Origin of the sequence: Vibrio neptunius (assembly GCA_019339365.1) — a bacterium.
Lineage (GTDB): Bacteria > Pseudomonadota > Gammaproteobacteria > Enterobacterales > Vibrionaceae > Vibrio > Vibrio neptunius.
Genome location: CP079859.1, coordinates 1,301,273 through 1,326,540 on the forward strand (window position 1 = coordinate 1,301,273; position 25,268 = coordinate 1,326,540).

Below are 25,268 nucleotides of genomic sequence, written 5' to 3' on the forward strand. Positions count from 1 at the left end.
TTTAAAACTTGTGTGTTCTGGGCTGTTAGCTAGGGCTAGCAATTGAAATAAATGGTGGCTACGACGGGATTCGAACCTGTGACCCCATCATTATGAGTGATGTGCTCTAACCAGCTGAGCTACGTAGCCGATGGATTAAGTATGGTGCGGAAGGAGAGACTTGAACTCTCACACCTTGCGGCGCCAGAACCTAAATCTGGTGCGTCTACCAATTCCGCCACTTCCGCAACTTAATCTGTAGTTATCAAGACAATTGGTAAAGTCTTAACAACGTTGAATATGGCAGGCTACTTAGAGCCGAACCAGGGACAATAGACGAGGCATCAAAAGATGTTATCCACTGAACCTATAAATAATGGCAGGCTACCTAGAGCCGGACCAGGGACAATAGACGAGGCATCAAATGATGTTATCCACTGAACCTATAAATAATGGCAGGTCTACCTGGATTCGAACCAGGGAATGGCGGCATCAAAAGCCGCTGCCTTACCGCTTGGCGATAGACCTGCAGGCGATAGCAAGAAGCTATCTAAATATGGTGCGGAAGGAGAGACTTGAACTCTCACACCTTGCGGCGCCAGAACCTAAATCTGGTGCGTCTACCAATTCCGCCACTTCCGCATAAATTGTTTACGTAGATTTTATATCAAGATGGTGCGGAAGGAGAGACTTGAACTCTCACACCTTGCGGCGCCAGAACCTAAATCTGGTGCGTCTACCAATTCCGCCACTTCCGCGTCTTGAATCTACAGGACTGTTAGCCTGAGCTAGCAATCGAAATAAATGGTGGCTACGACGGGATTCGAACCTGTGACCCCATCATTATGAGTGATGTGCTCTAACCAGCTGAGCTACGTAGCCGATGGATTAAGTATGGTGCGGAAGGAGAGACTTGAACTCTCACACCTTGCGGCGCCAGAACCTAAATCTGGTGCGTCTACCAATTCCGCCACTTCCGCAACTTAATCTGTAGTTATCAAGACAATTGGTAAAGTCTTAACAACGTTGAATATGGCAGGCTACTTAGAGCCGAACCAGGGACAATAGACGAGGCATCAAAAGATGTTATCCACTGAACCTATAAATAATGGCAGGCTACCTAGAGCCGAACCAGGGACAATAGACGATGCATCAAATGATGTTATCCACTGAACCTATAAATAATGGCAGGTCTACCTGGATTCGAACCAGGGAATGGCGGCATCAAAAGCCGCTGCCTTACCGCTTGGCGATAGACCTGCAGGCGATAGCAAGAAGCTATCTAAAGATGGTGCGGAAGGAGAGACTTGAACTCTCACACCTTGCGGCGCCAGAACCTAAATCTGGTGCGTCTACCAATTCCGCCACTTCCGCATCAATTTTGTAGTTACTGATGCAATTGGTAAAGCATCAATAACGTTGAATATGGCAGGCTACCTAGAGCCGAACCAGGGACAATAGACGATGCATCAAATGATGTTATCCACTGAACCTATAAACATGGCAGGCTACTTAGAGCCGAACCAAGGACAATAGACGAGGCATCAAAAGATGTTATCCACTGAACCTATAAATAATGGCAGGTCTACCTGGATTCGAACCAGGGAATGGCGGCATCAAAAGCCGCTGCCTTACCGCTTGGCGATAGACCTGCAGGCGATAGCAAGAAGCTATCGATATAATGGTGCGGAAGGAGAGACTTGAACTCTCACACCTTGCGGCGCCAGAACCTAAATCTGGTGCGTCTACCAATTCCGCCACTTCCGCATCAATTTTGTAGTTACTGATGCAATTGGTAAAGCATCAATAACGTTGTATATGGCAGGCTACTTAGAGCCGAACCAAGGACAATAGACGAGGCATCAAAAGATGTTATCCACTGAACCTATAAATAATGGCAGGTCTACCTGGATTCGAACCAGGGAATGGCGGCATCAAAAGCCGCTGCCTTACCGCTTGGCGATAGACCTGCAGGCGATAGCAAGAAGCTATCGATATAATGGTGCGGAAGGAGAGACTTGAACTCTCACACCTTGCGGCGCCAGAACCTAAATCTGGTGCGTCTACCAATTCCGCCACTTCCGCAACTTAATCTGTAGTTATCAAGACAATTGGTAAAGTCTCAATAACGTTGTATATGGCAGGCTACCTAGAGCCGAACCAGGGACAATAGACGAGGCATCAAATGATGTTATCCACTGAACCTATAAATAATGGCAGGTCTACCTGGATTCGAACCAGGGAATGGCGGCATCAAAAGCCGCTGCCTTACCACTTGGCGATAGACCTGCAGGGCATAGTCTTAGACTATTCAATTTATGGTGCGGAAGGAGAGACTTGAACTCTCACACCTTGCGGCGCCAGAACCTAAATCTGGTGCGTCTACCAATTCCGCCACTTCCGCATAAATTGTTTACGTAGATTTTATATCAAGATGGTGCGGAAGGAGAGACTTGAACTCTCACACCTTGCGGCGCCAGAACCTAAATCTGGTGCGTCTACCAATTCCGCCACTTCCGCGTCTTGAATCTACAGGACTGTTAGCCTGAGCTAGCAATCGAAATATATGGTGGCTACGACGGGATTCGAACCTGTGACCCCATCATTATGAGTGATGTGCTCTAACCAGCTGAGCTACGTAGCCACTCGTGAGCGAGACAATATAAACTTTCGCGCTCTTAGTGACAAGCCCTTTTTCTAAAAGGCTTAACACTTTAAATAAATGGCAGGTCTACCTGGATTCGAACCAGGGAATGGCGGCATCAAAAGCCGCTGCCTTACCGCTTGGCGATAGACCTGCAGGCGATAGCAAGAAGCTATCTAAATATGGTGCGGAAGGAGAGACTTGAACTCTCACACCTTGCGGCGCCAGAACCTAAATCTGGTGCGTCTACCAATTCCGCCACTTCCGCATCTATTCCTAAACACTTTCGTAAAAGGTTTTAGGAATGGTGGCTACGACGGGATTCGAACCTGTGACCCCATCATTATGAGTGATGTGCTCTAACCAGCTGAGCTACGTAGCCATACCATATTGAGTTCTTTCAGATAGTTGACCTTATCATCGGGAACGGCGCGCATTATGCGAAGTTGGAGCAAAGGCGTCAATAGTTTTTTTGAATAAATCGGGATAAATCAACTGTTCGGTTTCTTTTTAAACAAAGAGGCGTGTTAATCACCGAAAAGTGATAACAAAGTGTGACCCATTAGCTAACTTAATATAGGCGTCAAAGATTCAGAAACAACAAAGCCAGCACTCGTGCTGGCTTTGAAAGTCAATGATTTGCGAAGAAATTAAACGTTGAAGCGGAAGTGAACGACATCACCATCTTTGACGATGTATTCTTTGCCCTCTAAACGCCACTTACCCGCATCTTTTGCACCACTTTCACCGTTGAATTCGATGAAATCATCGTAGCCAACGACTTCAGCTCGAATAAAGCCTTTTTCAAAGTCCGTGTGAATCTTACCTGCTGCCTGCGGTGCTGTTGCTCCAACCGGAATCGTCCATGCTCGAACTTCTTTCACGCCTGCAGTGAAGTAAGTGTGTAGCGTGAGTAGCTCATAACCCGAGCGGATCACACGGTTCAGGCCTGGTTCTTCAATGCCCATGTCTGCAAGGAATTCTTCACGATCTTCATCTTCCAGTTCAGATAGTTCAGATTCAATCGCAGCACATACCGGTACAACAACGTTGTTTTCTTTTGCCGCAAACTCACGTACTGCGTCTAAGTATGGGTTATCTTCAAAACCATCTTCGTTGACGTTGGCAATGTACATCGTTGGTTTGAGGGTTAAGAAGTTCAAGTAACCGATCGCTGCCAGCTCTTCTTTTGCCAGCTCAACCGTGCGGGCCATGCCACCTTCGGTCAGAACTGGAAGTAGTTTTTCTAAGACAGTTAGCTCAAACTTAGCGTCTTTATCGCCACCTTTTGCTTTCTTGTTGTTACGTTGAATTGCGCGCTCACAAGAATCTAGATCGGCCATCGCTAGCTCAAGGTTGATAACCTCGATGTCCTCAATAGGAGACACTTTACCAGCTACGTGAACGATGTTTTCGTTCTCAAAACAGCGCACTACGTGACCAATTGCGTCAGTTTCTCGGATGTTCGCTAGGAATTTGTTACCTAGGCCTTCACCTTTAGATGCACCAGCAACCAGACCTGCAATATCAACGAATTCCATCGTTGTTGGCAGGATTTTCTGTGGGTTAACGATCTTTGCTAGCGCGTCTAAGCGCAGATCGGGTACAGGTACAACACCAGTATTTGGCTCGATAGTACAGAACGGGAAGTTTGCTGCCTCGATGCCTGCTTTAGTTAGTGCGTTAAACAGAGTTGACTTACCGACGTTTGGTAGACCAACGATGCCACATTTAAAACCCATGATATTAACCTTATTCTGCTTTGAACGTGTGTAGACGGTTTTGCGCTTTTGATAGGCCATCCTTTACTAGGATGTCTAGACAGCGTACGGACTCATCCGCCGCTGCATCCAGTAACTCTTGCTCTTTGGCAGGCGCTTTGCCTAGAACAAATCCCGCTACTTTATCTTTATGCCCCGGATGGCCAATGCCGATCCTGAGACGATAGAAATCTTTGCAATTGCCAAGCTTACTAATTGTGTCACGGAGGCCATTGTGTCCGCCGTGCCCGCCGCCTTTCTTAAATTTGGCGATACCGGGAGGTAAGTCTAGCTCATCGTGAGCGACCATTATTTCTTCTGGCTTTATCTGGTAGAACTTTGCCAGTGCGGCAATCGATTTACCAGAGAGATTCATAAAGGTCGTTGGAATAAGCAAGCGGAGATCTTGACCGTTGATCATAATGCGTCCAGTCAGGCCAAAAAACTTCGTTTCGTTTTTCAGTGTGATGTTATGAACACGTGCCAGTTCTTCTACTACCCAAGCCCCAGCATTATGGCGAGTTCTGGCATATTCAGGCCCAGGATTGGCAAGGCCGACAAGAAGTTTGATCGGTTGACTCAAGGTTAGGATCTCTCTTGGAATCTCAAAAAGCGCAGTATGATAGCACAGATTTCTTAGCTCGGGCGAGGTGTGCGTTGACTGCCAGTTTATTGCCATAAAAAAACACCCCAAAGCGGGGTGTTTTTAAGTCATTCTTATCTAATCCAAGCTTAGTTGAACATGGCAGAGATAGACTCTTCGTTGCTAATACGACGGATGGCTTCAGCCAACATACGCGATAAGCTCAGCGTCGTCACTTTACCCGTAGCTTGCATTTCTTTTGATTGAGTAATGGAATCTGTCACTATGACTTGGTCCAGTACCGAATTCTTGATGTTATGAGCGGCGTTGCCAGAGAACACTGCGTGAGTTGCGTAAGCAAAGACACGCTTAGCGCCACGCTCTTTAAGCGCTTCTGCCGCTTTACATAGAGTGCCGCCAGTGTCGATCATGTCATCAACGATCACACAGTCACGGCCTTCTACATCACCAATCAAGTTCATCACTTCGGAAACGTTCGCGCGTGGGCGACGTTTATCAACGATAGCGATATCGATGTCGCCTAAAGCTTTAGCTGTCGCACGGGCACGTACAACACCGCCAAGATCTGGAGAAACCACAACTGGATTTTCAAGACCTCTCGCTTCCATATCTTCGAGCAAAACAGGTGTACCGAAAATATTATCTACAGGGACGTCGAAGAATCCCTGAATTTGCTCTGCGTGTAGGTCAATAGTGAGGACGCGGTCAACGCCAACGTTAGAAAGGAAGTCAGCAACAACTTTTGCTGTAATTGGCACACGCGCTGAGCGCACACGACGGTCTTGGCGAGCGTAACCAAAGTAAGGGATAACTGCTGTAATACGGCCCGCTGAAGCGCGGCGCATTGCGTCAATCATCACTACAAGTTCCATTAGGTTGTCGTTAGTTGGTGCGCAGGTAGATTGAATGATAAAAACATCACTACCACGTACATTTTCGTTAATTTGTACAGCGACTTCGCCATCCGAAAAACGAGAAACACTTGCATCACCAAGAGAGATGTAAAGACGATCAGCAATACGTTGGGCTAGTTCAGGTGTAGCGTTACCAGCAAATAGCTTCATATCAGGCACGGTGGAAACCTCAGGGTTGCGTCCAGTATTTAGATAGATATATTGTGGGCTAAGCAATACTTAGCGAGCGTCTCATGTAAAGGAGAAATGTTCTTCCCTTTTGCTACAAAAGCAGAGACGTTGTCAGGCATTCTTTCAAGAACCTTGTTGGCCTCATTTTGGCTTGAAAACTCAGCAAAAACGCAGGATCCGGTCCCCGTCAGTCTTGACGGCGCATATTGTAGCAGCCAAGAAAGTTGCTTATCAACCTCTGGGTAGAGCATTCGAACAATTTTTTCGCAATCGTTTTCGTACGGGCTGTCAAGAAGTGTTGCCAGATCACGCTTTGGTGTGTTTCGAGTCAGGGCGGGGTGAGTGAAAATATCCACAGTTGCGATGGCCACATCCGGTCTAACGACGAGGTACCACTTCTCTTCAGGTTCAGTCTGAGTCAACGCTTCGCCTACGCCCTCAGCAAATGCCGAAAATCCTCGTGTAAACACGGGTACGTCAGCGCCAAGCTCTAACCCAATCTCCGCCAATTCGTGTTCTGATAGATGAGTTTGCCATAGGTGATTCAGGGCGACTAAAACAGTTGCGGCGTTTGATGAGCCACCGCCGATGCCTCCGCCCATTGGCAGCACTTTGTTTAATTCAATTTGGGCACCGTATGAACAATCTGATTTCGCTTTCAGTGCCATAGCCGCTTGCCAAATCAGATTGTCTTCCAAAGCTACGCCCGGCAGATCGGGCGTCAATCGGATTTCACCACTCTGATCAGCAGTGATGGTGAGGGTGTCACCATGATCAACAAACTGGAATAAGGTTTGTAATTCGTGATAACCGTTGTCACGGCGACCTATGATGTATAAGAAAAGGTTCAATTTGGCCGGTGAAGGCCAATGCGTTGTTTCGCTGATCATTGATCAAGATTCCATTTGGATATAACGATGTTGATTGAAATATCGCCTTGTTTCAGCTTGAGCTTCTGTGGCAAAGGTAAAACGCTGCCCTGATACTGGATATCTTGATAGTTAAGATAGTCAAGTTGCCAGATTTGCCCATTCACCTGTTTAGTCAATGAGGCCAAAGTATTGGTGTCATTGAGCCGGTACGTGTCAGCGTCAATGGGGCTACCTAAGAACCAGTTATTAAGTTGCTCGACAGGCAGGGTGAGACCTGTTAGGCGATAAATAAGCGATTGGGCGTCGTGCGAAGTGTAGGTTTGGTCTTCATAGGTTTCGACTGAAGCACCAATTGGCGTACTTTTCAGGTTCAGTGCAGTCTGGCCGATAAAGGTGGTGAGTCGAAGCTGACTTGCCTCTGGACTGTGTTTCCAATGAAAATTTAGAGATTGGCGCTGTTGAGGAGAAATGTAGCCCAGTTTACCGCTAGATTGATACTGAAGAATACTGTCCAAGCGTTGCTGATGAGTTTGCCATTCGACATTGGTTTTGCTGGTGTTGAGCGTGGTACAACCAGACAGAATCAACCCAGAGAGTAGAAAAATGAGTAAGGGACGAAAGTAAGCCGCCATTGCTGATAATTTATCCATTTTAGTCCTTATCTTGTGCCACACTATATCATTGAAATCACGAAGTCATGAAAACATATCCCGGATACCCTTTAATTAAATTGGGTCATCAAGTAAAATTCCGTTCTTATTTGTTTATTCGCCGATTCAGAGAACCTTGATTACATGTCTTTGCTTGCCATAGGTATTAACCACAATACAGCTTCGGTAGAGTTGCGAGAAAAAGTCGCATTTGGACCGGAGAAGTTACCTCAAGCACTTAATCAGTTAGGCGATAACCCTCTTGTAAACGGCAGTGTGATTATTTCTACGTGTAATCGTACTGAAATATATTGCGATGTTAAGTCTTCCGGAAAAAGCAAAGTCATTGATTGGTTGGCACAATTCCATCAGGTTAGCCCGGAAGATTTAAAACCCAGCCTCTATGTCCATGAAGAGCAAGCCGCTATTCGTCATTTGATGCGAGTCTCTTGTGGTTTAGATTCTTTGGTATTAGGCGAACCGCAAATCCTCGGACAAGTCAAACAAGCCTATTCAGATTCTCGTGAGCACAAAGCGGTTGATACTGCGATGGAAAAACTGTTCCAGAAGACATTTTCTGTTGCAAAACGTGTCAGAACAGAAACCGATATCGGTGGTAATGCGGTGTCTGTCGCTTATGCAGCCTGCACATTAGCGAAGCACATCTTTGAATCACTGCGTGATTCGACCGTATTATTGGTGGGGGCGGGCGAGACGATTGAGTTGGTTGCTAAACATCTGGCAAGTAATGGCTGTAGTAAGATGATCGTTGCTAACCGCACTAGAGAGCGTGCTATGCCTCTCGCGGAACAATTTGGGGCTCAGATTATTGGCTTGCCTGAGATACCAGAACATCTCCCGCGCGCTGATATTGTGATAAGCTCCACCGCCAGTCCATTGCCAATCATTGGTAAAGGTATGGTGGAAAGTGCACTGAAAGCTCGTCGGCACCAGCCAATTCTGTTGGTTGATATCGCTGTCCCTCGTGATATTGAATCGCAAGTTGCGGAATTGGATGATGCATACCTTTATTCTGTGGATGATTTGCAGTCAATTGTTGAAAACAACATGGAACAGCGAAAAGTGGAAGCCATTCAGGCGGAAGCGATTGTCAGTGAAGAGAGCGCCATCTTTATGTCTTGGCTACGCTCTCTCCAAGCGGTCGACAGTATTCGCGACTACCGTAAGTCGGCTAACGACATTCGAGAAGATCTGCTGAGCAAAAGCCTTCAGTCATTAGCTGCAGGCGTCGAGCCCGAAAAGGTTCTGCTTGAACTCAGCAACAAACTGACAAACAAATTGATTCATGCTCCAACCCGAGCTTTACAAAATGCGGCGGAGCAAGGCGAGCCAGCTAAGCTTGCTACGCTAAGACAAAGTTTGGGTCTGGAAGACTCCTAATTTTTTTTGGCCGTCAAAGACGCCCAATTTATCGAACCCTGAGTTAAGAAAACTATGAAAGCCTCGATTCTAACTAAGCTAGAAACACTGGTTGAGCGTTACGAAGAAGTTCAACATCTACTTGGCGATCCTGACGTGATCGGTGACCAAAATAAATTCCGTTCCTTATCAAAAGAGTACTCTCAGTTAGAGGAAGTCACTAAGTGTTTTCAGGCTTACCAGCAAGCTCAAGAAGACTTGGTAGCCGCTGAAGAAATGGCGAAGGAAGATGACGCAGAGATGCGCGAAATGGCTCAGGAAGAGATCAAAGAAGCAAAAGAAACTATCGAGCGTCTCAGTGACGAGCTGCAAATTTTGTTGTTGCCAAAAGATCCAAATGACGACCGCAACTGTTTCTTAGAAATCCGTGCGGGCGCCGGTGGCGACGAAGCGGGTATCTTTGCCGGTGATCTTTTCCGTATGTACAGTAAGTTTGCTGAGAAAAATGGCTGGCGTATTGAAGTTATGTCTTCGAATGAGGCAGAGCACGGTGGTTACAAAGAAATGATCGCTAAGGTGTCTGGAGACGGTGCTTATGGCGTATTGAAGTTTGAATCAGGTGGTCACCGCGTTCAGCGTGTGCCAGCGACTGAATCGCAAGGTCGCGTCCACACTTCCGCATGTACTGTGGCTATCATGGCCGAGATTCCAGAAGCGGAAATCCCAGAAATTAAAGCGGCTGACCTAAAGATTGATACCTTCCGCGCCTCTGGAGCTGGTGGTCAGCACGTTAACACGACAGATTCTGCGATTCGCATTACCCACTTGCCGACAGGAACGGTAGTCGAATGTCAGGATGAGCGTTCTCAACACAAAAACAAAGCGAAGGCGATGTCGGTACTTGCCGCTCGAATTATTCAGGCGGAAGAAGCGAAACGGGCTGCTGAAGAATCTGATACTCGACGTAACCTGCTTGGTTCTGGTGACCGTAGTGACCGTATTCGCACTTACAACTATCCACAAGGTCGTGTATCGGACCACCGTATTAACCTGACTGTCTACCGTCTTAACGAAGTCATGGAAGGGGATCTAGGATGCTTGGTTGAACCTGTTATTCAGGAACATCAGGCGGATCAACTTGCGGCGTTGGCTGAGAACAACTAATCAATGACTGCACTACACAGTGTTGAATACACACTAAAAAGTGCCTCCCATAGGCTTCAAGAGAGTGGCAGTGATTCGCCCTCTCTTGACGCGGCGGTATTGCTTTGCCACACCCTCAACAAACCTCGCTCCTTTCTGCTTACGTGGCCTGATAAAATTCTGGATTTAGAAGCTATCTTGGCTTTTGAAGCGAACTTACAGCGTCGAATCAATGGCGAACCTGTCGCTTACATTACTGGGGAACGTGAGTTCTGGTCATTGCCGCTAAAAGTCGCCCCTAGTACGCTTATTCCACGTCCAGATACTGAGCGTTTGGTTGAAGTTGCCCTAGAGAAAGCTATTGATAATCAAGGTGATATTCTCGATTTAGGCACAGGAACCGGTGCGATTGCGCTCGCCATTGCTTCAGAGTTACCAAACCGTCAAGTTTGGGGTATTGATCTTAAGCAAGAAGCTAAACAGCTCGCTGAGTCTAATGCTGAACATCTGGGTATTCGCAATGCACAATTTTTATCAGGCAGCTGGTTTGAACCTATAGGAAGTGGTACAAAGTTTGCTCTCATAGTATCAAACCCTCCTTATATTGAAGAGCATGACCCGCATCTGGCACAGGGAGACGTGCGATTTGAACCGCTGAGCGCTTTAGTGGCAAAAGATAACGGATTGGCTGACATCAAACATATTTCAAGTCAGGCACTCAACTTCCTTCAGTGCGATGGCTGGCTGATGTTTGAGCACGGTTACGATCAAGGTATGGCAGTGAGAGAGATTCTTGGCTTGCTGGGGTACCACAATATTACAACTTATAAAGACTACGGCGAAAACGACCGCGTAACCATAGGTCAATTTTCTCCAGAGAAGCAAGAGAGATAATTATGTACGAAGGTTTAAAGCACTTTCACCTATTGACGATAGCAATCAGTGCCACTTTATTGTCTGTTCGTTATGCGATGATGATGGCAAACTCAGGTTTACTTGAGAAGAAGTTTTTTAAGATCTTTCCCCATATCAATGACACCTGTCTATTGTTGTCTGGCATCGGTCTGATATTTATCACGGGCTTTATTCCTTTTACACCAGCAGCCCCTTGGCTGACTGAGAAGATCACTTGTGTACTGGCCTACATCGCACTTGGATTCTTTGCACTTAAACTAGGTAAAAACAAACTACTGCGTACGTTTTCTTTCTTTGGGGCATTAGGCTGGTTAGCAATGGCTGGCAAAGTCGCTATCAGTAAAGCGCCAATATTTTTAGGTTAAGAGGTTCTAGGTAATATTCATGCTTGAGTTGTTTGATGAAGATTTTGACGCTATCGAACTGGCAGAAGGGGCATTGATACTGAATAAAGCGATCAACCCTACAACCAATGATCAGTGGGCCGAGAGAGAATTGCATCGATTACTGAAAGAAGCAGAGCTGAACTTGAGCCAAGATGCGGACGAAAAGCAGCGTTTTGATTCGTTATTAAGACTGTTTTATCACGAGTGGTGTTTTACTGGCGATCAGGAAGCTTACTACGATTCTTCCAATGCGTTTATTGATAAAGTCCTTGAACGTCGCAAGGGTATTCCTGTCAGCTTAGGTGCGGTATTACTCTATTTAGGACGCAAGTTAGGCTTTCCCATTACGGGTGTGACCTTTCCAAGTCAGTTTTTGCTAAAGCTGGAGTGGTATGGAGAAAGCCCTCAGTTTATCAACCCGTTCAATGGCGAGTACGTCTCTAAGCATGTACTCGGTGCGTGGTTGATTGGTCACAGTGGGCCATTAGCGACTCTGAAACATGAGCATCTCAAATCGGTTGACAATCCGACAGTCATTGGCCGCTGGCTGGCGCTCCTCAAGAGCGCATTGCTGCGTGAAGAGCGCTATACTTTGGCCTTGAAGTGCACGGATTTAGCACTGACTTTTGTTCCAGATGACCCGTATGAAATACGTGATCGTGGGTTTATCTATCAGCAGCTCGATTGTCATCAGATGGCATTGAGTGATTATCAGTATTTTATCGACCAATGTCCCGATGACCCGGCAGCTGAACTGCTAAAAAATCAAGTTAACGCTATGAGTGAAACTCAAGTGACACTACATTAAGCCCAGCACTAGGTTGGCATATATACATAGAAATAGAGAGAAAATAATGGAACAGAAAATCGTTCATGTTGGTGATATTCCAGTTGCCAACGACAAGCCGTTTACGTTGTTTGCGGGCATGAATGTTCTTGAATCTCGTGATCTGGCTATGCAGATCTGTGAACACTATGTCAAAGTGACAGAAAAGCTTGGCATTCCATATGTGTTCAAAGCGTCTTTTGACAAGGCGAATCGTAGCTCTGTTCATTCATACCGCGGTCCAGGTCTTGAGGAGGGAATGAAAATTTTCCAAGAGCTTAAAGACACGTTCGGTGTGAAAATTATTACTGATGTACACACGGAAGCTCAGGCGCAGCCTGTCGCTGACGTGGTGGATGTAATCCAGCTGCCAGCGTTTTTGGCTCGCCAAACTGATCTTGTTGAAGCGATGGCAAAAACAGGTGCTGTGATTAACGTTAAAAAACCTCAGTTTATGAGTCCGGGCCAGGTGGGGAACATTGTTGATAAGTTCAGTGAATGCGGCAATGACAATATCATTCTATGTGAGCGTGGTTCTTGTCACGGTTACGATAACCTAGTGGTTGATATGCTGGGCTTCGGTGTGATGAAGAAAGCGTCAAAAGGTAGCCCAATTATTTTTGATGTGACCCACGCACTGCAAATGCGTGATCCTTCAGGTTCAGCATCTGGCGGTCGCCGTGAGCAGACGGTTGAATTGGCAAAAGCGGGTCTTGCGACTGGAATTGCAGGTCTATTTATTGAAGCACATCCCGACCCAGAGCAAGCAAGATGTGATGGCCCATCAGCATTGCCGTTAGACAAGCTGGAACCTTTCCTCGCGCAAATGAAAGCGCTGGATGACTTGATTAAAGGCTTCGAGCACATTGAGATTAAATAGTCTTCGATGTTTAAAAAAGGTGAGTCAATTGACTCACCTTTTTTTTGTTTTCATAGCGCTTTAAATGCATGATGACCTCGCTCAATAAGACGAGTATGTTTTCGTTCTGTGTTGAGAAAACGGTCAATCTCACACTAACGGTTTAGTGACATTCACTCACAGTCAATCGTTTGCTTGTGACCGTTTGTTAGAACAAGTGCAATTATGCTGCTTTGTTACACACTTAAATATCAATTAGGGTGATCTGCTCTACATAAATATGAAATCAAGATGTCACACCAAATAGGTTAACTTAAACTGGTTCAAGTTTTACTGAGTTATCAGCGATGAATTGCTGACCACGTCTGTTCAATCTACTCGGTATTTAATGCAGTGAAAATCCCAAAAAATTTCAAAGGTATAACAATGAAGCAACGCCTAATTGTAAAAACCGCACTAAGCGCAGCGATTCTTGCAACTCTCGCTGGTTGTGCGACAGCACCCCAACAAGAGTGGGAGACGGATAAAACTTATAAGCTGACGGTTCTGCACACCAATGACCACCATGGTCGTTTTTGGCAGAATAAATATGGTGAGTATGGTATGGCTGCTCGTAAAACATTGGTTGACGAGTTGCGTGCGGAAGTCGAAGCCGAAGGGGGAAGCCTTCTTTTACTCTCAGGTGGTGACATCAATACGGGTGTGCCAGAGTCTGATCTGCAAGACGCAGAACCAGATTTTAAAGGTATGAACAAAATCGGTTACGACGCAATGGCTCTAGGTAACCACGAGTTCGATAATCCACTTGACGTGCTTTTCAAACAACAAGAGTGGGCTAACTTCCCAATGCTTTCAGCAAACATCTACGATAAAGAAACAGGTAAGCGTATGTTCCAGGCTTACCAGATGTTTGATAAGCAGGGTATTAAAATTGCTGTTATTGGTCTAACCACGGAAGATACGGCGAAAATCGGTAACCCAGAGTTTATTGATGGTATCGATTTCCGCGATCCTAAAGTTGAAGCGAAAAAGTTGATCGCTGAGCTTAAAAAAACAGAAAAGCCCGATTTGATTTTTGCTGTTACACATATGGGCCATTACGAAGATGGTAAGCGTGGTGTAAATGCACCAGGTGATGTGGCTCTTGCTCGTTACCTAGATGAAGGTTCTCTAGATATGATTGTGGGTGGCCACTCTCAAGAACCAGTCTGTATGGAAGCGCCAAATGTCGTTAAAAAGAACTTCAAACCTTCTGATGAATGTAAGCCAGATCTGCAAAACGGTACCTACATTGTTCAGGCTCATGAGTGGGGTAAATATGTAGGTCGTGCAGATTACGAATTCCGTAATGGCGAGCTAGAGATGGTGAGTTATGACCTAATCCCAGTGAACCTTAAGAAGAAGGTTAAAATTGACGGTAAGAAGCAGCGTGTTCTTATTGAAGATGAAATCAAGCAAGATGAAGAGCTACTGGAATTCCTACGTCCTTACCAAGAAAAAGGTAAAGCGCAGTTGGACATTAAGATTGCAGACACCAACGGTAAACTAGAAGGTGACCGTAATGTCGTTCGATTCAAGCAAACTAACCTAGGTCGTTTGATTGCGGCAGCACACATGGAACGTGCGAAAGCTGATTTCGCCGTCATGAACTCTGGTGGTGTACGCGATTCAATCGAAGCGGGCGACGTAACGTATAAAGACGTACTGAAAGTTCAGCCATTCGCGAATATCGTCACTTACACGGATATGTCAGGTAAAGAGGTTCTGGATTACCTGAACGTTGTTGCAACTAAACCTATTGATTCTGGTGCATACGCTCAGTTTGCCGGTATTTCTATGACAGTGGCAAACGGCAAAGTATCGAATGTTGTGATCGGTGGTGAACAGCTTCGTTTAGATAAGACTTACCGTTTCACTATCCCAAGCTTTAATGCGGCTGGTGGCGACGGCTACCCTAAACTGACAGGGCACCCAGGCTACGTCAACACTGGTTTCGTAGACGCTGAAGTTCTAAAAGAGTATCTAGAAGAGAACAGCCCTGTTGATGTGAACAAGTACGCTCCTGCTGGCGAGATTGTTTACAAGTAAGTTGACACCAACTTATAACGGTCTTTAAGCTAAAGCGCTGCTCATTTGAGCAGCGCTTTTTGTTTGTCTAAAGTTGGAGGGAGTATGACTCCTGCAATAAATCTCGCTAAGAAGAAAAAAATTGCTCACACCATTCACCAGTACCATCACGACCCGAGAGCCGAAAGCTATGGTTTAGAGGCGGTAGAGGCACTTGGTCAAAACCCTGAGCAGGTGTTCAAAACCTTGCTATTTTGCCTAAATGGAGAGGCGAAAAACCTCGCGGTTGCGGTGATTCCAGTTGATAAGAAGCTCAATTTAAAACAAGCAGCCAAAGCGGCAAAAGGCAAAAAAGCAGAGATGGCCAATCCGGACATCGCACAGAAAACCACAGGGTATGTCGTGGGCGGCATCAGCCCACTTGGACAAAAAAAGGCTCTACCAACGTTTATCCATCAAAGTGCCTTTGAACAAGAAACGATCTGTGTCAGCGCGGGTAAACGAGGATTAGAAATTGAGTTATCACCGCAAGATTTAGCAAGCCTAACCCGCGGTCAGTTTGCTGAGTTGTGTGGGTAGGGGGTTAGGGGACGGACTGCATCCTCGGGAACGCTTCGCTATAGAAAGCGAGATCGGGCTTCGCCCTGCGAGAGAGAATATTGCCCAACCATGTTCTGTCATTCCCTAGACTGACGAAGGAAGGAGTAGGGAATCTCAATATGTTATCTACTTGCTTGAAGATATCCCAACTGGCTCTTGAGGATGACTAGTTAAATTCTTTGAAACAAAAAGGGTTGACGCAAAACGCCAACCCTCCAAAACTTCTCGATTCTACTTCGTTTCTTCTTCCATTTGCGCGTTATCCACGATGTGGTTTTCGCCCAAGTCTTTTGGAAGCAATAGGTTAAGCAGAATAGCTACAATACCGCATAAACTCACACCTTGAAGGCTGAACTCGCCGATACCAAAAGCCATACCACCGATCCCAAATACTAGGGTGATTGCGACGATAACCAGGTTACGTGATTTGTGCAGGTCGACATTATTCTTAATCAACGTATTTAAACCGACAGTGGCTATTGAGCCAAACAGCAAAATCATAATACCACCCATGACAGGCATAGGGATGGTCTGCAGTGCTGCACCAAGCTTTCCTACTAGTGCTAACACAATCGCACTTACTGCGGCCCATGTCATGATCACAGGATTAAACGCTTTAGTCAGCATGACCGCTCCCGTCACTTCTGAGTAGGTCGTATTTGGTGGAGCACCGACCATAGAAGCGGCTATGGTTGCCACACCGTCACCAGCAATGGTGCGATGTAAGCCAGGCTTTTTAATGTAGTCCTTACCTGTTACGTTCGAGATTGCCAGCATATCCCCTACGTGTTCAACAGCAGGTGCAATGGCGACGGGAATCATAAACAAGATGGCGTTGATGTTAAATTCTGGAGTGGTAAAGTTTGGCAATGCAAACCAAGCCGCTTTATGCACTGGCTCGAAGTCAACGATGCCATAACCTAGGCTCAGCGCATAGCCGACAATGATACCACCGAGAATGGGGGTCAGTTTGAGGAAACCTTTGGCGAAAACGCTTAGAATGATGGTCGTTAACAAAGACGCAACTGAGATGACCAAAGAAGCATTGCCATCAATGACTTGTGAGCCATCTACTTTGCCCAGCGCCATATTGACCGCTACCGGAGCCAAGCCTAAACCAATTACCATGATGACTGGTCCAACAACTACGGGTGGAAGCAACCTGTGAATAATTTCTACACCACGTGCTTTAATTAGCGCTCCCATAGCAACATATACGCACCCAGCTGCCATTAGCCCCCCATAGTGGCGGGAATACCCCAAGTTTGAACTCCATAGAGAATAGGAGCAATAAAAGCAAAAGAGGAAGCAAGAAAGATAGGAACAGAGCGGCGAGTAATAAGTTGAAAAAGAAGGGTGCCGACGCCTGCACCAAACAGAGCGACACTAGGGTCTAATCCGGTCAGCAACGGCACTAACACGAGAGCCCCAAATGCGACAAATAGCATCTGCGCACCTTGGATGGCGTTTTTCATAGCTTACTCCTTGTATGTTAGATCGAAGAGCAATAGGTCAATGCTCAACAGAAAAATAAAATTCGCGGGATTTTATCACCTTGGCAATCGTTTGCAATCTGAAGTAGGTCAAATAAACAATAATTAACTCATCTGTTAGCGTCATAAGTTAAGGGTGCTAAAACACATAAATCCGACCTTTAGTTGCTCAAGATGGGATAGTTGCTTATCATCCGAAGCTGCAATGAAGAATTGACCTTAGGAAAGCTATGCGCCATTTAGTTTTGTTGGCTTTAGGGCTGGTGGGGTTCCCTGCCGCTGCTTTGACCAATGTAGATTTATATCAAACTGAGATTGTACTTGATCAAAGCGTTGAAAATGCCGACGTACAAGCTCGTGTTGATGGAATGAAAGAGATCATCGTTCGTGCTTCTGGCGATCAAAGTGCGCTATCGAATCAGGTCGTACAAAAGGCTCTGAAACAAAATTCTCAGTACCTTTCGCAAATCAGTTACGGTCAGCTTGATGGCCAGCAAACACTTCGACTAGGGTTTAGCGCTCCTCATATCCGCTCTCTACTAAGTCAGGCTCAGCTCCCGATCTGGCCAGCAGCCCGTGCCAACTTGCTGGTATGGCTAGTTGAAGAGACACAGTATGACCGCAGTATTAGTTGGGAACACTCAGATTCCCCATTATTGAATCAGATGCGCGTTGAAGCTCAAAAGCGTGGATTACCTCTGACTGTACCTGTTGGAGATTTCGACGACATTACCGGGGTTGCTGCCTCTGACCTGTGGGGTGGCTTTGCTCGTCCTGTTGGGGAAGCGAGCCAGCGTTATCCCGTTGATGCTGTAATCGTTGTGCGAGTGCAGGGTAAATCGTTGCGCTGGACTTTGTATGATCAAAAACCTGCAACCATCGGTGTAACACGCCAAGCCCCTGTCTCTGGTTCAAACAGTGGTGCAGATTCAGCGGCTAAGATGGTGAACCAAATCAGTGACTACTATGCGAAAAAGAGTGCGGTTGTTGTTGCCAGCGAATCTTCTGAAACTATTAAGGTACGATTTACTTCACTAGACAATGCTGTCGACTTTTTTACTTTAGAAAAGCAGCTTAAGACGCTGAGCTCAGTAGCATCGTTAGATATTCAGAAAATTCAGGGTAATCACGTGACCTTTAATGTTCACTTGCTCGCTTCTCAGGCAGAATTTGAACAAGAAGTCCTTCGAATGGGCCCAGTGGTACAACTGGACAGTACAAGTGAGTCGCCGTCTTTCTTAGAGCAACCAACAGAGGTCGCTAGTCGTGGTCAGCCTGTGAATACGGAAGAGCACACAGGGGATGTACCTACCGTTGCTCCTGTAGATCAAACCCTACTCTATGAGTGGCAAGGTACACCCTCGACTATCTTAGGCCAAGAGACTGAAAGCTCTGAGCCTGAAAGTGATCAGGCTACCATTGATGAACTGATTGAATAGTAAAAAGGTCTGGCAAATGCCAGACCTTTTTTATTCGAACCGTTCTTTTTCTTCTTTTTCTACTTTTGACAGCCGTTTGAGCTTGAGCCCTAACTCTTTACCACGCGAGCGTGCATAAAGAATGTTACCGGCGAAGGCCGCAGCAGTAAGCATCAGTTCTACCCCTGCTAACCAGCGTTCACCATCGTCGATATAAAGTATGGTTAAAGCATGCAGAAAGTACAGCATCAGCACGAAGTTGGCCCAAGCGTGTGTGTACGGTTTTCCAGCTAGAATGCCGGGTAACGGCAACAGCAACGGAATGCTCCAAGCAATGGCAAGCGAAATACTGTCAATATGAGGGTGAGGAGATAAGCTCATTTGCCATAAGGCCACCCAAGCAAGCAGGCCGAGGTTTCCACATAACGCTAGAAGCCGGAATAATTTGGTTTGAGATTGCATTTCCTGCATGCCATCAGTCCTTCATTTTTAACGCAGTGATTGCCAAGCGTTTGCCCAGTTGTTGTGCCAGTTCCATTTCATCTTGACTGAGCGATGATCCGTCATGCGTTACCGATGTCGCGCCGTAAGGCGTTCCACCTGTTTGCGTGGTGTGCAGTGTTGGCTCAGAATACGGAATCCCTAAGATCATCATGCCATGGTGTAGCAGAGGCAACATCATGGTTTGCAAGGTGGTCTCTTGCCCGCCATGTAAACTAGAAGATGAGCTAAAGACGCATGCAGGCTTATCGATCAAATCGCCAGACACCCATAATGAAGTCGTCTGGTCCCAGAAGTGTTTCAATGACGCTGACATATTACCAAACCAGACCGGGCTACCCATGGCGAGACCGTGACATGCTTTCAGTTCATTTAACGTCAGTACAGGATCTTGTGCCGTTTGCCTTTCATCTATGTCTTCCACTGTTCGAATCAAGGCTTCGCAGTGAGGAATAGATTCTACTCCTCGGGCGATTTGTCGTGCTAATGCGAGGGTAGAACCGTGTCGGCTGTAATAAAGAACGACAATCTGGCAACTCATAGAATATCGAGCACTTGTTCTGGAGGGCGACCGTGTTTCGCCTGACCATTGCTGACGACGATAGGGCGTTCAATCAATTTTGGATTAGCTGACATTGCTTCAAACAGTTGTTCGTCTGTTGCATCGGCAAGGTTGAGCTCTTTGTAAACGTCTTCCTTGGTACGCATCATAGCTCGGACGTTATCTAGGCTGAGCTGTGCAAACAGGGATTTTAATTCAGCCACGCTCGGTGGTGTGTCGAGATATCTGATGATGTCTGGCTGAATATTCTTTTCTTCCAGAAGTGCCAGAGTTTGGCGGCTTTTTGAGCAACGAGGGTTGTGATAAATCACGACTGACATAAGTTGAGTCTCCGAGTTATTGGGAACGGCGTGCTATCCGTTCCATCATTATTGTAGAGCCATAAAACGATCGCGCTGAACCATAAGCTGATCGATGCGTGCATCGTAACGTGCTTGCTGTAGGCTGCCAAGTTCAGCCAGTTGGCTGGCTTGAGTGTAATACTGAATTGCCTTATTCCAATTGGCTTTCAACGCTAAAATTTCCGCACGAGCCGCAAGATCCTCGTCGCTGCGGCCAAGATGAATACTGGCTTCAGACAGTAAATGCCAACCATTCACATCGTTAGGGTTATCATGGGTATAGCGCTGAAGGACACGCACCGCTTCTGCATTTTTATCCTGCTTCATCAGAGCGTTGGCATAATTGATGGTTAACACGGCGTTGTTTGGTTTACTTTTCAACGCTTTTTGCAGCATTTTCTCTGCTTCACCAGCCTTTTTCTGCGCAATATACAAATCGGACATGGCGTCTAAGTAGAAGTTGTTGTCCGGTTGCTGTTGAGTCAATGATTGTAAGATCGTGTTAGCTTGATCCAGCTCATTATTGTCTAAGTGGACCAGAGCTCGACCATATTGAAACGAAGATTTCAGGCTCGCAGGTGCCTTCTTCTCTGTACGAGTCAACCAATCCATGGCGGCTTTAGCATTGATACTAGCATAGCGAGCGACAATACGAGCACGAGCAAGGTTGTAATTCAGTGAAGGGTCGATTCTTCTTGCCGGATAATTTTGCGCTCTTGCTCGGCTGTCGGTGATACGATCTTCTGGCAGCGGGTGCGTTAAGAGCATGGGTGGTGGCTTACTGGCATATCGATATTCATCGGCTAAGCGGCTGAAGAAACGCGGCATTGCGTTCACGTCAAAACCCGCTTTGGCGAGTGTGTCTATGCCAAATCGGTCAGCTTCTTTCTCGTTGCTGCGTGTATAGTTGATCTGGCCCTGAATATTGCCAGCAGTGGTTGCGGTAATCGCGGCGATACCCGCTTCAGGGGCAGCGATAGCGAGAAGCAATGAGCCTGCCAACGCCGCCATCGTTGCAGGAGAGCGCCTTGCTTGTTCTTCCATACTGCGGGCGAGGTGGCGCTGAGTAACGTGCGCTATCTCGTGTGCGACAACGGAAGCCAACTCGCTTTCACTTTTGGCATGAAGAAATAGCCCAGTATGCAGAGCAACGTAACCACCAAAAAATGCAAAAGCATTGATATTGCGGTCACGGATCATAAAGAAGGTAAACGGGGTTTTTACATCACTGGCGCTGGCGACCAACTGGTGACCTAAGCTGTCAATATATTCATTCAGAACTGGGTCATTGACGATAGGTTGGTTGTTACGCAGCATGCGCATGTAGGCATCACCGTACTGTAGCTCTTGATCTATGGTCAAAGTGCTACTGGCTGCCGTACCAATATCGGGTAAGTCGAGTGTATTGGCATAGGTGGGTGTTTGGATACCCAACGAAGTTGCTAAGCAAATGCAAACAAGTGAACGCGTACGTTTAAACATATTTTACTGGTGATACTCCGTGATCATTTGGTCTATCCACTTAGTCTGAGTCATTCGGTTATAATCAGCGATGTCACAGGCTTGGGGGTATAGCGTTTGACACTCTTTTACTGAGTTGGTTTCACCGTCGATTGGCTACCAAATGATGAATAGACTGCCTTTCTTTCATCTGTCGAGTGTAAAGTGTTCCATTGCATTAAGTCATGACAAAGTGAAACTTTTCTTCGCATCGACGTATTTGCACTGACGCTTGGAAAAAAACACTATACAATATTCTCCCTATGATAAGCATCGAGCTAAAGAATGGAACAGAATCTTTTGGATCTGCGTCAAGAGCGTTGTCCTATGGCATTGTTACTTGCCAAGCGTCACACTACAGGGTTATGTGCGGGGCAACAAACAACAATTTATGTTTCAGATCCCAGTTCGATGTCCGATATAAAACATTTCCTGCTAAAGCAATCCTTCGAGTTGGTCTGCGAAGAGCTGGATGGTTATTACTGTTTGCAAGTGACTAAAGGAATCTTGTCGAATGTTTGAGATGGTGAGTCGTTGGTACAAACGACGTTTTTCTGATCCACATGCTGTGAGCTTGGTTGCGATCCTGCTCTTCGGTTTTATCACGATTTATTTCTTCGGCAATCTGATCGCGCCTTTGCTTGTTGCGATTGTATTGGCTTACTTGCTGGAATGGCCTGTTTCTCAGTTGTCTCGTCTCGGTATTCCAAGAACGTTGTCGGTCATCTTAGTGATTCTCGGTTTTACTAGTTTGATGTTGGTAGCGGTGTTTGGCCTTGTGCCAACTATCTGGCAGCAAGTCGGCAATCTTATTAACGATATTCCTTCGATGTATTCAGGACTGCAAAAAGTGATTGCGGAGCTTCCGCAACGTTATCCTGAGTTGGATAACTTCCAAATTGTTGAATCTCTGGTGACTAACGCGAAGAATCAAGTCATTGTGATGGGTGAGACGGTTGTTAAAGGTTCACTCGCTTCATTGGTGAGCATTGCTACCCTAGCCGTTTACCTCATTCTGGTTCCACTACTGGTGTTTTTCCTGCTTAAAGATAAGCAAGAGATGATTGCCATGGCGAGTGGCCTTTTGCCACGGAATCGTAAGTTGGCGACCAAAGTCTGGCATGAAATGAATGATCAAATCTCCAACTACATTCGTGGCAAAGTAATGGAAATCTTAATAGTCGGTGGTGTGAGTTATGTGACATTTGCCATTCTAGACTTGCGTTACTCGGTATTACTTGCGGTTGCTGTAGGCTTATCGGTTTTAATCCCCTACATCGGTGCTGCGGCGGTGACCGTACCTGTCGCGATGGTGGGGTTGTTTCAGTGGGGGTTCACGCCGCAATTCTATTGGTTATTGCTTGCCTACGGTATCATTCAGGCCTTGGATGGCAATGTACTGGTTCCTGTTCTTTTCTCTGAAGCGGTGAATTTGCATCCAGTGGCTATCATTGTGGCTGTATTGGTATTTGGTGGGTTATGGGGATTCTGGGGTGTATTCTTTGCCATCCCTTTAGCCACGTTAGTTAAGGCGGTCTGGAATGCACTGCCCAGCAATGACGAAGACGAAGTCTATTCACATCCCGGATAGGCTCAATCGACAAATTTATTAGTTAAAAAGCCTCAAAGCGACAGCTTTGAGGCTTTTTATTTGTGCAGAGGGTATATACTTTTTAAAAGATTGTTTTACAAAGTATGAATTTTGTAAGAAATTTCTTAAGTCTTTTGTAGTTAGGACGATAATACTAGATACAGATATAACAACTATAAATTAAAAACGAATTAATCTTTGAGGGACACTATGAGATTTAGTCAAAAAATCGTTGCTGCATCATCAGCGTTGTTGTTAGTGACCGTTGTATTACTCTCGGTGCAACAACTGAATACAGTAAAGAGTGAAGTAGAGGACTTAGTAGATACCAGTCTGATAGAGATGGTAAAGGGAGTGAAAAACACTGTCACGTCAGAAATGGCGAGTAAGAAATCCCTTGCCCAATCTACCACTGAGGTGATGGAACTCGACCCTCAAAATAAAGCACGAGTTAAAGATATTCTTGAGAAACCCAATCTCAAAGGGAGCTTCCTAGCGGTTGGTTACGGCTATGAAGCGGATGGTTTTGTGGTAGAAAATGATGATGGCTGGGAAGCTGGTCCTGATTATGATCCGCGTATCCGACCTTGGTATAAAGATGCCAAAGCGCAAGGCAAGCTTGTCGTCACTGCTCCCTATGTCGATATCTCCTCGAAGAAAGTTATTATTTCTATCGGTACACCAGTTCGAGACAATGGCCAGTTTACCGCAGCGATGTTTTACGATTTAGAGTTAACAGGGTTAGCGGATTTAGTTAACAGTGCCAACCTATTGGATGCAGGTTACTTGTTTATTATCGCCGCTGATGGGACTACTATCGCACACCCTGATGCCGAGAATAATGGCCAAAACCTGACTACCTATTTGCCAGAAGCGACTATTCAAGAGGGTAATCAACGTATTGAAAAAGACGGCCGCTCCTACCTAGTTCACTTTACTAAAGTACCAAGTGAAAACTGGTATATCGGCGCGATTGTTGATGAGAGCATCGCGTTTGCAGCTATTAGTGAGATGCGCAACAGCTCAATTATTTATACCTTGATAAGTGTGGTCTTAAGCGTTGCGGTATTAAGCTTTTTAATCAAGGTTCTGATGCGTCCCCTAGGAACACTCAACGAAGCCATCAAAGACGTTGCTTCGGGCCAGGGTGACTTAACCAAACGTCTGGACACGAACACTGATAAGGAGTTTGCTGAGCTGGCGGAAGGCTTCAATACCTTTACGGAAACTTTGCAAAAGCAAATTCAGCAGTCGAAAGCCATTGGTGCTGAGATCCTTCGTGGTACTGAAATGACGGTTCAGGGCTCACAAGAATCAGCGGAGGCGATGCGCAGCCAATTGCAAGAACTTGAGCAACTAGCGACAGCAATGAACGAAATGGCTGTGACGGCAACAGAAGTTGCAAACAACGCTCAAGGTGCTGCAGGTGCCGCAAAAGAAGCGGATGAAGCGACACAGCAAGGCTCTTCTGTGGTGGGTGCTACCACGTCATCGATTGATGCATTGTCGGCGCGAATCGATCAAGCCGTTGAAGAAGTGCAAGGTCTAGAGTCTGCGACAGCCAACATTGAAACCATCCTTAAAGTCATTAATGATATTGCCGATCAAACGAACCTATTGGCATTGAATGCGGCTATTGAAGCAGCACGTGCGGGGGAATCTGGTCGAGGTTTCGCTGTGGTAGCAGATGAAGTTCGAACACTTGCGCAGCGTACTCAGGAATCGACTACCGAGATTCGCAGCATGATTGAGCAGCTACAGGCGGGCGCAAGTTCAGTGTCAGCGGCAATGCATGAAAGCAAGAACACGGCAGTGGACGCGGTGGAAAAAGCTCAGGCAGCGAATGAGTCTTTGCAACAAATTCGTGATGCGATTCAGAGTATTACCGACATGAACATGCAGATTGCTTCAGCTGCGGAAGAGCAGAGCTTAGTGGCGGAAGAGATCAACAGCAACACGGTGAAGATTAAAGACTTGTCGACACAGGTGTCTGACTCTGCAGAAAACGCCAATATTGCCATGCAAGTACAGACGGAAAACGTTCGTGAGCAAGATGCAATACTGAACAAGTTTATTGTGTAAGTGTAATGAA

At 46.1% G+C, this 25,268-nt stretch carries 21 protein-coding genes, 20 tRNA genes and 1 pseudogene; 12 read left to right on the forward strand and 30 right to left on the reverse strand.

Features of this window, described 5'->3' with window-relative positions; translation table 11 throughout:
- Positions 1 to 52 precede the first annotated feature (52 nt).
- The 25 genes from KW548_06265 to lolB form a co-directional block, all read right to left on the reverse strand.
- Positions 53 to 129 (reverse strand) — tRNA-Met (locus tag KW548_06265).
- 13 nt (positions 130 to 142) lie between these two features.
- Positions 143 to 227, reverse strand: a tRNA-Leu gene (locus tag KW548_06270).
- 205 nt (positions 228 to 432) lie between these two features.
- A tRNA-Gln gene (locus tag KW548_06275) sits at positions 433 to 507 on the reverse strand.
- A gap of 29 nt (positions 508 to 536) precedes the next feature.
- Positions 537 to 621, reverse strand: a tRNA-Leu gene (locus KW548_06280).
- A gap of 31 nt (positions 622 to 652) precedes the next feature.
- Positions 653 to 737 (reverse strand) — tRNA-Leu (locus KW548_06285).
- A gap of 47 nt (positions 738 to 784) precedes the next feature.
- Positions 785 to 861: transfer RNA gene (locus KW548_06290), tRNA-Met, on the reverse strand.
- A gap of 13 nt (positions 862 to 874) precedes the next feature.
- Positions 875 to 959: transfer RNA gene (locus tag KW548_06295), tRNA-Leu, on the reverse strand.
- 205 nt (positions 960 to 1,164) lie between these two features.
- Positions 1,165 to 1,239, reverse strand: a tRNA-Gln gene (locus KW548_06300).
- Positions 1,240 to 1,268: 29 nt separating this feature from the next.
- A tRNA-Leu gene (locus KW548_06305) sits at positions 1,269 to 1,353 on the reverse strand.
- 203 nt (positions 1,354 to 1,556) lie between these two features.
- Positions 1,557 to 1,631 (reverse strand) — tRNA-Gln (locus tag KW548_06310).
- 30 nt (positions 1,632 to 1,661) lie between these two features.
- Positions 1,662 to 1,746: transfer RNA gene (locus tag KW548_06315), tRNA-Leu, on the reverse strand.
- Positions 1,747 to 1,874: 128 nt separating this feature from the next.
- Positions 1,875 to 1,949, reverse strand: a tRNA-Gln gene (locus KW548_06320).
- A gap of 30 nt (positions 1,950 to 1,979) precedes the next feature.
- Positions 1,980 to 2,064 (reverse strand) — tRNA-Leu (locus tag KW548_06325).
- Positions 2,065 to 2,193: 129 nt separating this feature from the next.
- Positions 2,194 to 2,268 (reverse strand) — tRNA-Gln (locus KW548_06330).
- A gap of 30 nt (positions 2,269 to 2,298) precedes the next feature.
- A tRNA-Leu gene (locus KW548_06335) sits at positions 2,299 to 2,383 on the reverse strand.
- 31 nt (positions 2,384 to 2,414) lie between these two features.
- Positions 2,415 to 2,499, reverse strand: a tRNA-Leu gene (locus KW548_06340).
- Positions 2,500 to 2,546: 47 nt separating this feature from the next.
- Positions 2,547 to 2,623, reverse strand: a tRNA-Met gene (locus tag KW548_06345).
- Between the two features lie 79 nt (positions 2,624 to 2,702).
- Positions 2,703 to 2,777, reverse strand: a tRNA-Gln gene (locus KW548_06350).
- A 29-nt stretch (positions 2,778 to 2,806) separates the two neighbouring features.
- Positions 2,807 to 2,891: transfer RNA gene (locus KW548_06355), tRNA-Leu, on the reverse strand.
- Positions 2,892 to 2,928: 37 nt separating this feature from the next.
- Positions 2,929 to 3,005, reverse strand: a tRNA-Met gene (locus KW548_06360).
- A gap of 268 nt (positions 3,006 to 3,273) precedes the next feature.
- Entirely contained in the window at positions 3,274 to 4,365 is a 1,092-nt protein-coding gene (ychF, locus tag KW548_06365) for a redox-regulated ATPase YchF (GenBank protein ID QXX07597.1), read from the reverse strand.
- Positions 4,366 to 4,375: 10 nt separating this feature from the next.
- A complete protein-coding gene (gene pth / locus KW548_06370) occupies positions 4,376 to 4,966 on the reverse strand; it encodes an aminoacyl-tRNA hydrolase (protein QXX07993.1) in 591 nt (196 codons plus the stop codon).
- 149 nt (positions 4,967 to 5,115) lie between these two features.
- Entirely contained in the window at positions 5,116 to 6,060 is a 945-nt protein-coding gene (locus KW548_06375; GenBank protein QXX07598.1) for a ribose-phosphate pyrophosphokinase, read from the reverse strand.
- 29 nt (positions 6,061 to 6,089) lie between these two features.
- Positions 6,090 to 6,962 carry a 4-(cytidine 5'-diphospho)-2-C-methyl-D-erythritol kinase gene (gene ispE, locus KW548_06380; protein ID QXX07599.1) on the reverse strand — a complete coding sequence of 291 codons (873 nt, stop codon included), beginning with the start codon at positions 6,960 to 6,962 and terminating at the stop codon, positions 6,090 to 6,092.
- On the reverse strand, positions 6,959 to 7,576 hold the full coding sequence (lolB, locus tag KW548_06385) for a lipoprotein insertase outer membrane protein LolB (protein ID QXX07994.1): 618 nt from the start codon (positions 7,574 to 7,576) through the stop codon (positions 6,959 to 6,961). The genes ispE and lolB overlap by 4 nt, the downstream gene beginning before the upstream one ends.
- A gap of 162 nt (positions 7,577 to 7,738) precedes the next feature.
- Between lolB and hemA the strand changes: the two genes are divergently transcribed.
- The 8 genes from hemA to ybaK all read left to right on the forward strand — a co-directional run bounded on the left by hemA (position 7,739) and on the right by ybaK (position 15,749).
- Positions 7,739 to 8,995: a glutamyl-tRNA reductase gene (gene hemA / locus KW548_06390; protein QXX07600.1), complete on the forward strand. Its 1,257-nt coding sequence runs from the start codon at positions 7,739 to 7,741 to the stop codon at positions 8,993 to 8,995.
- 54 nt (positions 8,996 to 9,049) lie between these two features.
- Positions 9,050 to 10,138: a peptide chain release factor 1 gene (gene prfA / locus KW548_06395; protein ID QXX07601.1), complete on the forward strand. Its 1,089-nt coding sequence runs from the start codon at positions 9,050 to 9,052 to the stop codon at positions 10,136 to 10,138.
- A gap of 3 nt (positions 10,139 to 10,141) precedes the next feature.
- A complete protein-coding gene (prmC, locus tag KW548_06400; GenBank protein ID QXX07602.1) occupies positions 10,142 to 11,011 on the forward strand; it encodes a peptide chain release factor N(5)-glutamine methyltransferase in 870 nt (289 codons plus the stop codon).
- A gap of 2 nt (positions 11,012 to 11,013) precedes the next feature.
- Positions 11,014 to 11,397, forward strand: a complete 384-nt coding sequence (locus KW548_06405; protein QXX07603.1) for a SirB2 family protein — start codon at positions 11,014 to 11,016, stop codon at positions 11,395 to 11,397.
- A gap of 19 nt (positions 11,398 to 11,416) precedes the next feature.
- Entirely contained in the window at positions 11,417 to 12,226 is an 810-nt protein-coding gene (locus tag KW548_06410; GenBank protein ID QXX07604.1) for a SirB1 family protein, read from the forward strand.
- Between the two features lie 46 nt (positions 12,227 to 12,272).
- A complete protein-coding gene (gene kdsA, locus KW548_06415; protein ID QXX07605.1) occupies positions 12,273 to 13,124 on the forward strand; it encodes a 3-deoxy-8-phosphooctulonate synthase in 852 nt (283 codons plus the stop codon).
- 405 nt (positions 13,125 to 13,529) lie between these two features.
- On the forward strand, positions 13,530 to 15,191 hold the full coding sequence (gene ushA, locus KW548_06420; GenBank protein QXX07606.1) for a bifunctional UDP-sugar hydrolase/5'-nucleotidase UshA: 1,662 nt from the start codon (positions 13,530 to 13,532) through the stop codon (positions 15,189 to 15,191).
- Positions 15,192 to 15,275: 84 nt separating this feature from the next.
- Positions 15,276 to 15,749 carry a Cys-tRNA(Pro) deacylase gene (gene ybaK, locus KW548_06425; GenBank protein QXX07607.1) on the forward strand — a complete coding sequence of 158 codons (474 nt, stop codon included), beginning with the start codon at positions 15,276 to 15,278 and terminating at the stop codon, positions 15,747 to 15,749.
- Positions 15,750 to 16,001: 252 nt separating this feature from the next.
- Here ybaK and KW548_06430 read toward each other — a convergent pair.
- Positions 16,002 to 17,245: pseudogene (locus KW548_06430) on the reverse strand (uracil-xanthine permease family protein).
- Between the two features lie 248 nt (positions 17,246 to 17,493).
- Here KW548_06430 and KW548_06435 point away from each other — a divergent pair.
- The gene (locus KW548_06435; protein QXX07608.1) at positions 17,494 to 18,702 is read left to right on the forward strand and encodes a DUF2066 domain-containing protein; all 1,209 of its coding nucleotides are present in this window, start codon (positions 17,494 to 17,496) and stop codon (positions 18,700 to 18,702) included.
- Positions 18,703 to 18,732: 30 nt separating this feature from the next.
- Here the strand turns inward: KW548_06435 and KW548_06440 are convergent, their stop codons facing one another.
- From KW548_06440 to KW548_06455, 4 genes are read right to left on the reverse strand one after another with little or no spacing between them, the layout of a single operon-like run.
- On the reverse strand, positions 18,733 to 19,152 hold the full coding sequence (locus KW548_06440) for a DUF2069 domain-containing protein (protein ID QXX07609.1): 420 nt from the start codon (positions 19,150 to 19,152) through the stop codon (positions 18,733 to 18,735).
- Positions 19,153 to 19,156: 4 nt separating this feature from the next.
- On the reverse strand, positions 19,157 to 19,723 hold the full coding sequence (gene wrbA, locus KW548_06445) for an NAD(P)H:quinone oxidoreductase (protein QXX07610.1): 567 nt from the start codon (positions 19,721 to 19,723) through the stop codon (positions 19,157 to 19,159).
- Positions 19,720 to 20,064 carry an arsenate reductase (glutaredoxin) gene (gene arsC / locus KW548_06450; GenBank protein QXX07611.1) on the reverse strand — a complete coding sequence of 115 codons (345 nt, stop codon included), beginning with the start codon at positions 20,062 to 20,064 and terminating at the stop codon, positions 19,720 to 19,722. The genes wrbA and arsC overlap by 4 nt, the downstream gene beginning before the upstream one ends.
- Positions 20,065 to 20,112: 48 nt before the next feature.
- Entirely contained in the window at positions 20,113 to 21,567 is a 1,455-nt protein-coding gene (locus tag KW548_06455; GenBank protein QXX07612.1) for a M48 family metallopeptidase, read from the reverse strand.
- A gap of 303 nt (positions 21,568 to 21,870) precedes the next feature.
- Here KW548_06455 and KW548_06460 point away from each other — a divergent pair, with 303 nt between their 5' ends.
- The 3 genes from KW548_06460 (at position 21,871) to KW548_06470 (ending at position 25,258) form a co-directional block, all read left to right on the forward strand.
- Positions 21,871 to 22,107: a sulfurtransferase TusA family protein gene (locus KW548_06460; protein QXX07613.1), complete on the forward strand. Its 237-nt coding sequence runs from the start codon at positions 21,871 to 21,873 to the stop codon at positions 22,105 to 22,107.
- A complete protein-coding gene (locus KW548_06465; GenBank protein ID QXX07614.1) occupies positions 22,100 to 23,176 on the forward strand; it encodes an AI-2E family transporter in 1,077 nt (358 codons plus the stop codon). The genes KW548_06460 and KW548_06465 overlap by 8 nt, the downstream gene beginning before the upstream one ends.
- Before the next feature lie 210 nt (positions 23,177 to 23,386).
- Positions 23,387 to 25,258: a methyl-accepting chemotaxis protein gene (locus tag KW548_06470; protein ID QXX07615.1), complete on the forward strand. Its 1,872-nt coding sequence runs from the start codon at positions 23,387 to 23,389 to the stop codon at positions 25,256 to 25,258.
- Positions 25,259 to 25,268: the final 10 nt, after the last annotated feature.

Bases quoted from the DNA above. Each gene is read 5' to 3' on its own strand.
- ychF (QXX07597.1), bottom strand. From the start codon at position 4,365: ATGGGTTTTAAATGTGGCATCGTTGGTCTACCAAACGTCGGTAAGTCA.
- ispE (QXX07599.1), bottom strand. From the start codon at position 6,962: ATGATCAGCGAAACAACGCATTGGCCTTCACCGGCCAAATTGAACCTT.
- lolB (QXX07994.1), bottom strand. From the start codon at position 7,576: ATGGCGGCTTACTTTCGTCCCTTACTCATTTTTCTACTCTCTGGGTTG.
- hemA (QXX07600.1), top strand. From the start codon at position 7,739: ATGTCTTTGCTTGCCATAGGTATTAACCACAATACAGCTTCGGTAGAG.
- prfA (QXX07601.1), top strand. From the start codon at position 9,050: ATGAAAGCCTCGATTCTAACTAAGCTAGAAACACTGGTTGAGCGTTAC.
- prmC (QXX07602.1), top strand. From the start codon at position 10,142: ATGACTGCACTACACAGTGTTGAATACACACTAAAAAGTGCCTCCCAT.
- KW548_06405 (QXX07603.1), top strand. From the start codon at position 11,014: ATGTACGAAGGTTTAAAGCACTTTCACCTATTGACGATAGCAATCAGT.
- KW548_06410 (QXX07604.1), top strand. From the start codon at position 11,417: ATGCTTGAGTTGTTTGATGAAGATTTTGACGCTATCGAACTGGCAGAA.
- kdsA (QXX07605.1), top strand. From the start codon at position 12,273: ATGGAACAGAAAATCGTTCATGTTGGTGATATTCCAGTTGCCAACGAC.
- ushA (QXX07606.1), top strand. From the start codon at position 13,530: ATGAAGCAACGCCTAATTGTAAAAACCGCACTAAGCGCAGCGATTCTT.
- ybaK (QXX07607.1), top strand. From the start codon at position 15,276: ATGACTCCTGCAATAAATCTCGCTAAGAAGAAAAAAATTGCTCACACC.
- KW548_06435 (QXX07608.1), top strand. From the start codon at position 17,494: ATGCGCCATTTAGTTTTGTTGGCTTTAGGGCTGGTGGGGTTCCCTGCC.
- KW548_06440 (QXX07609.1), bottom strand. From the start codon at position 19,152: ATGCAGGAAATGCAATCTCAAACCAAATTATTCCGGCTTCTAGCGTTA.
- wrbA (QXX07610.1), bottom strand. From the start codon at position 19,723: ATGAGTTGCCAGATTGTCGTTCTTTATTACAGCCGACACGGTTCTACC.
- arsC (QXX07611.1), bottom strand. From the start codon at position 20,064: ATGTCAGTCGTGATTTATCACAACCCTCGTTGCTCAAAAAGCCGCCAA.
- KW548_06455 (QXX07612.1), bottom strand. From the start codon at position 21,567: ATGTTTAAACGTACGCGTTCACTTGTTTGCATTTGCTTAGCAACTTCG.
- KW548_06460 (QXX07613.1), top strand. From the start codon at position 21,871: ATGGAACAGAATCTTTTGGATCTGCGTCAAGAGCGTTGTCCTATGGCA.
- KW548_06465 (QXX07614.1), top strand. From the start codon at position 22,100: ATGTTTGAGATGGTGAGTCGTTGGTACAAACGACGTTTTTCTGATCCA.
- KW548_06470 (QXX07615.1), top strand. From the start codon at position 23,387: ATGAGATTTAGTCAAAAAATCGTTGCTGCATCATCAGCGTTGTTGTTA.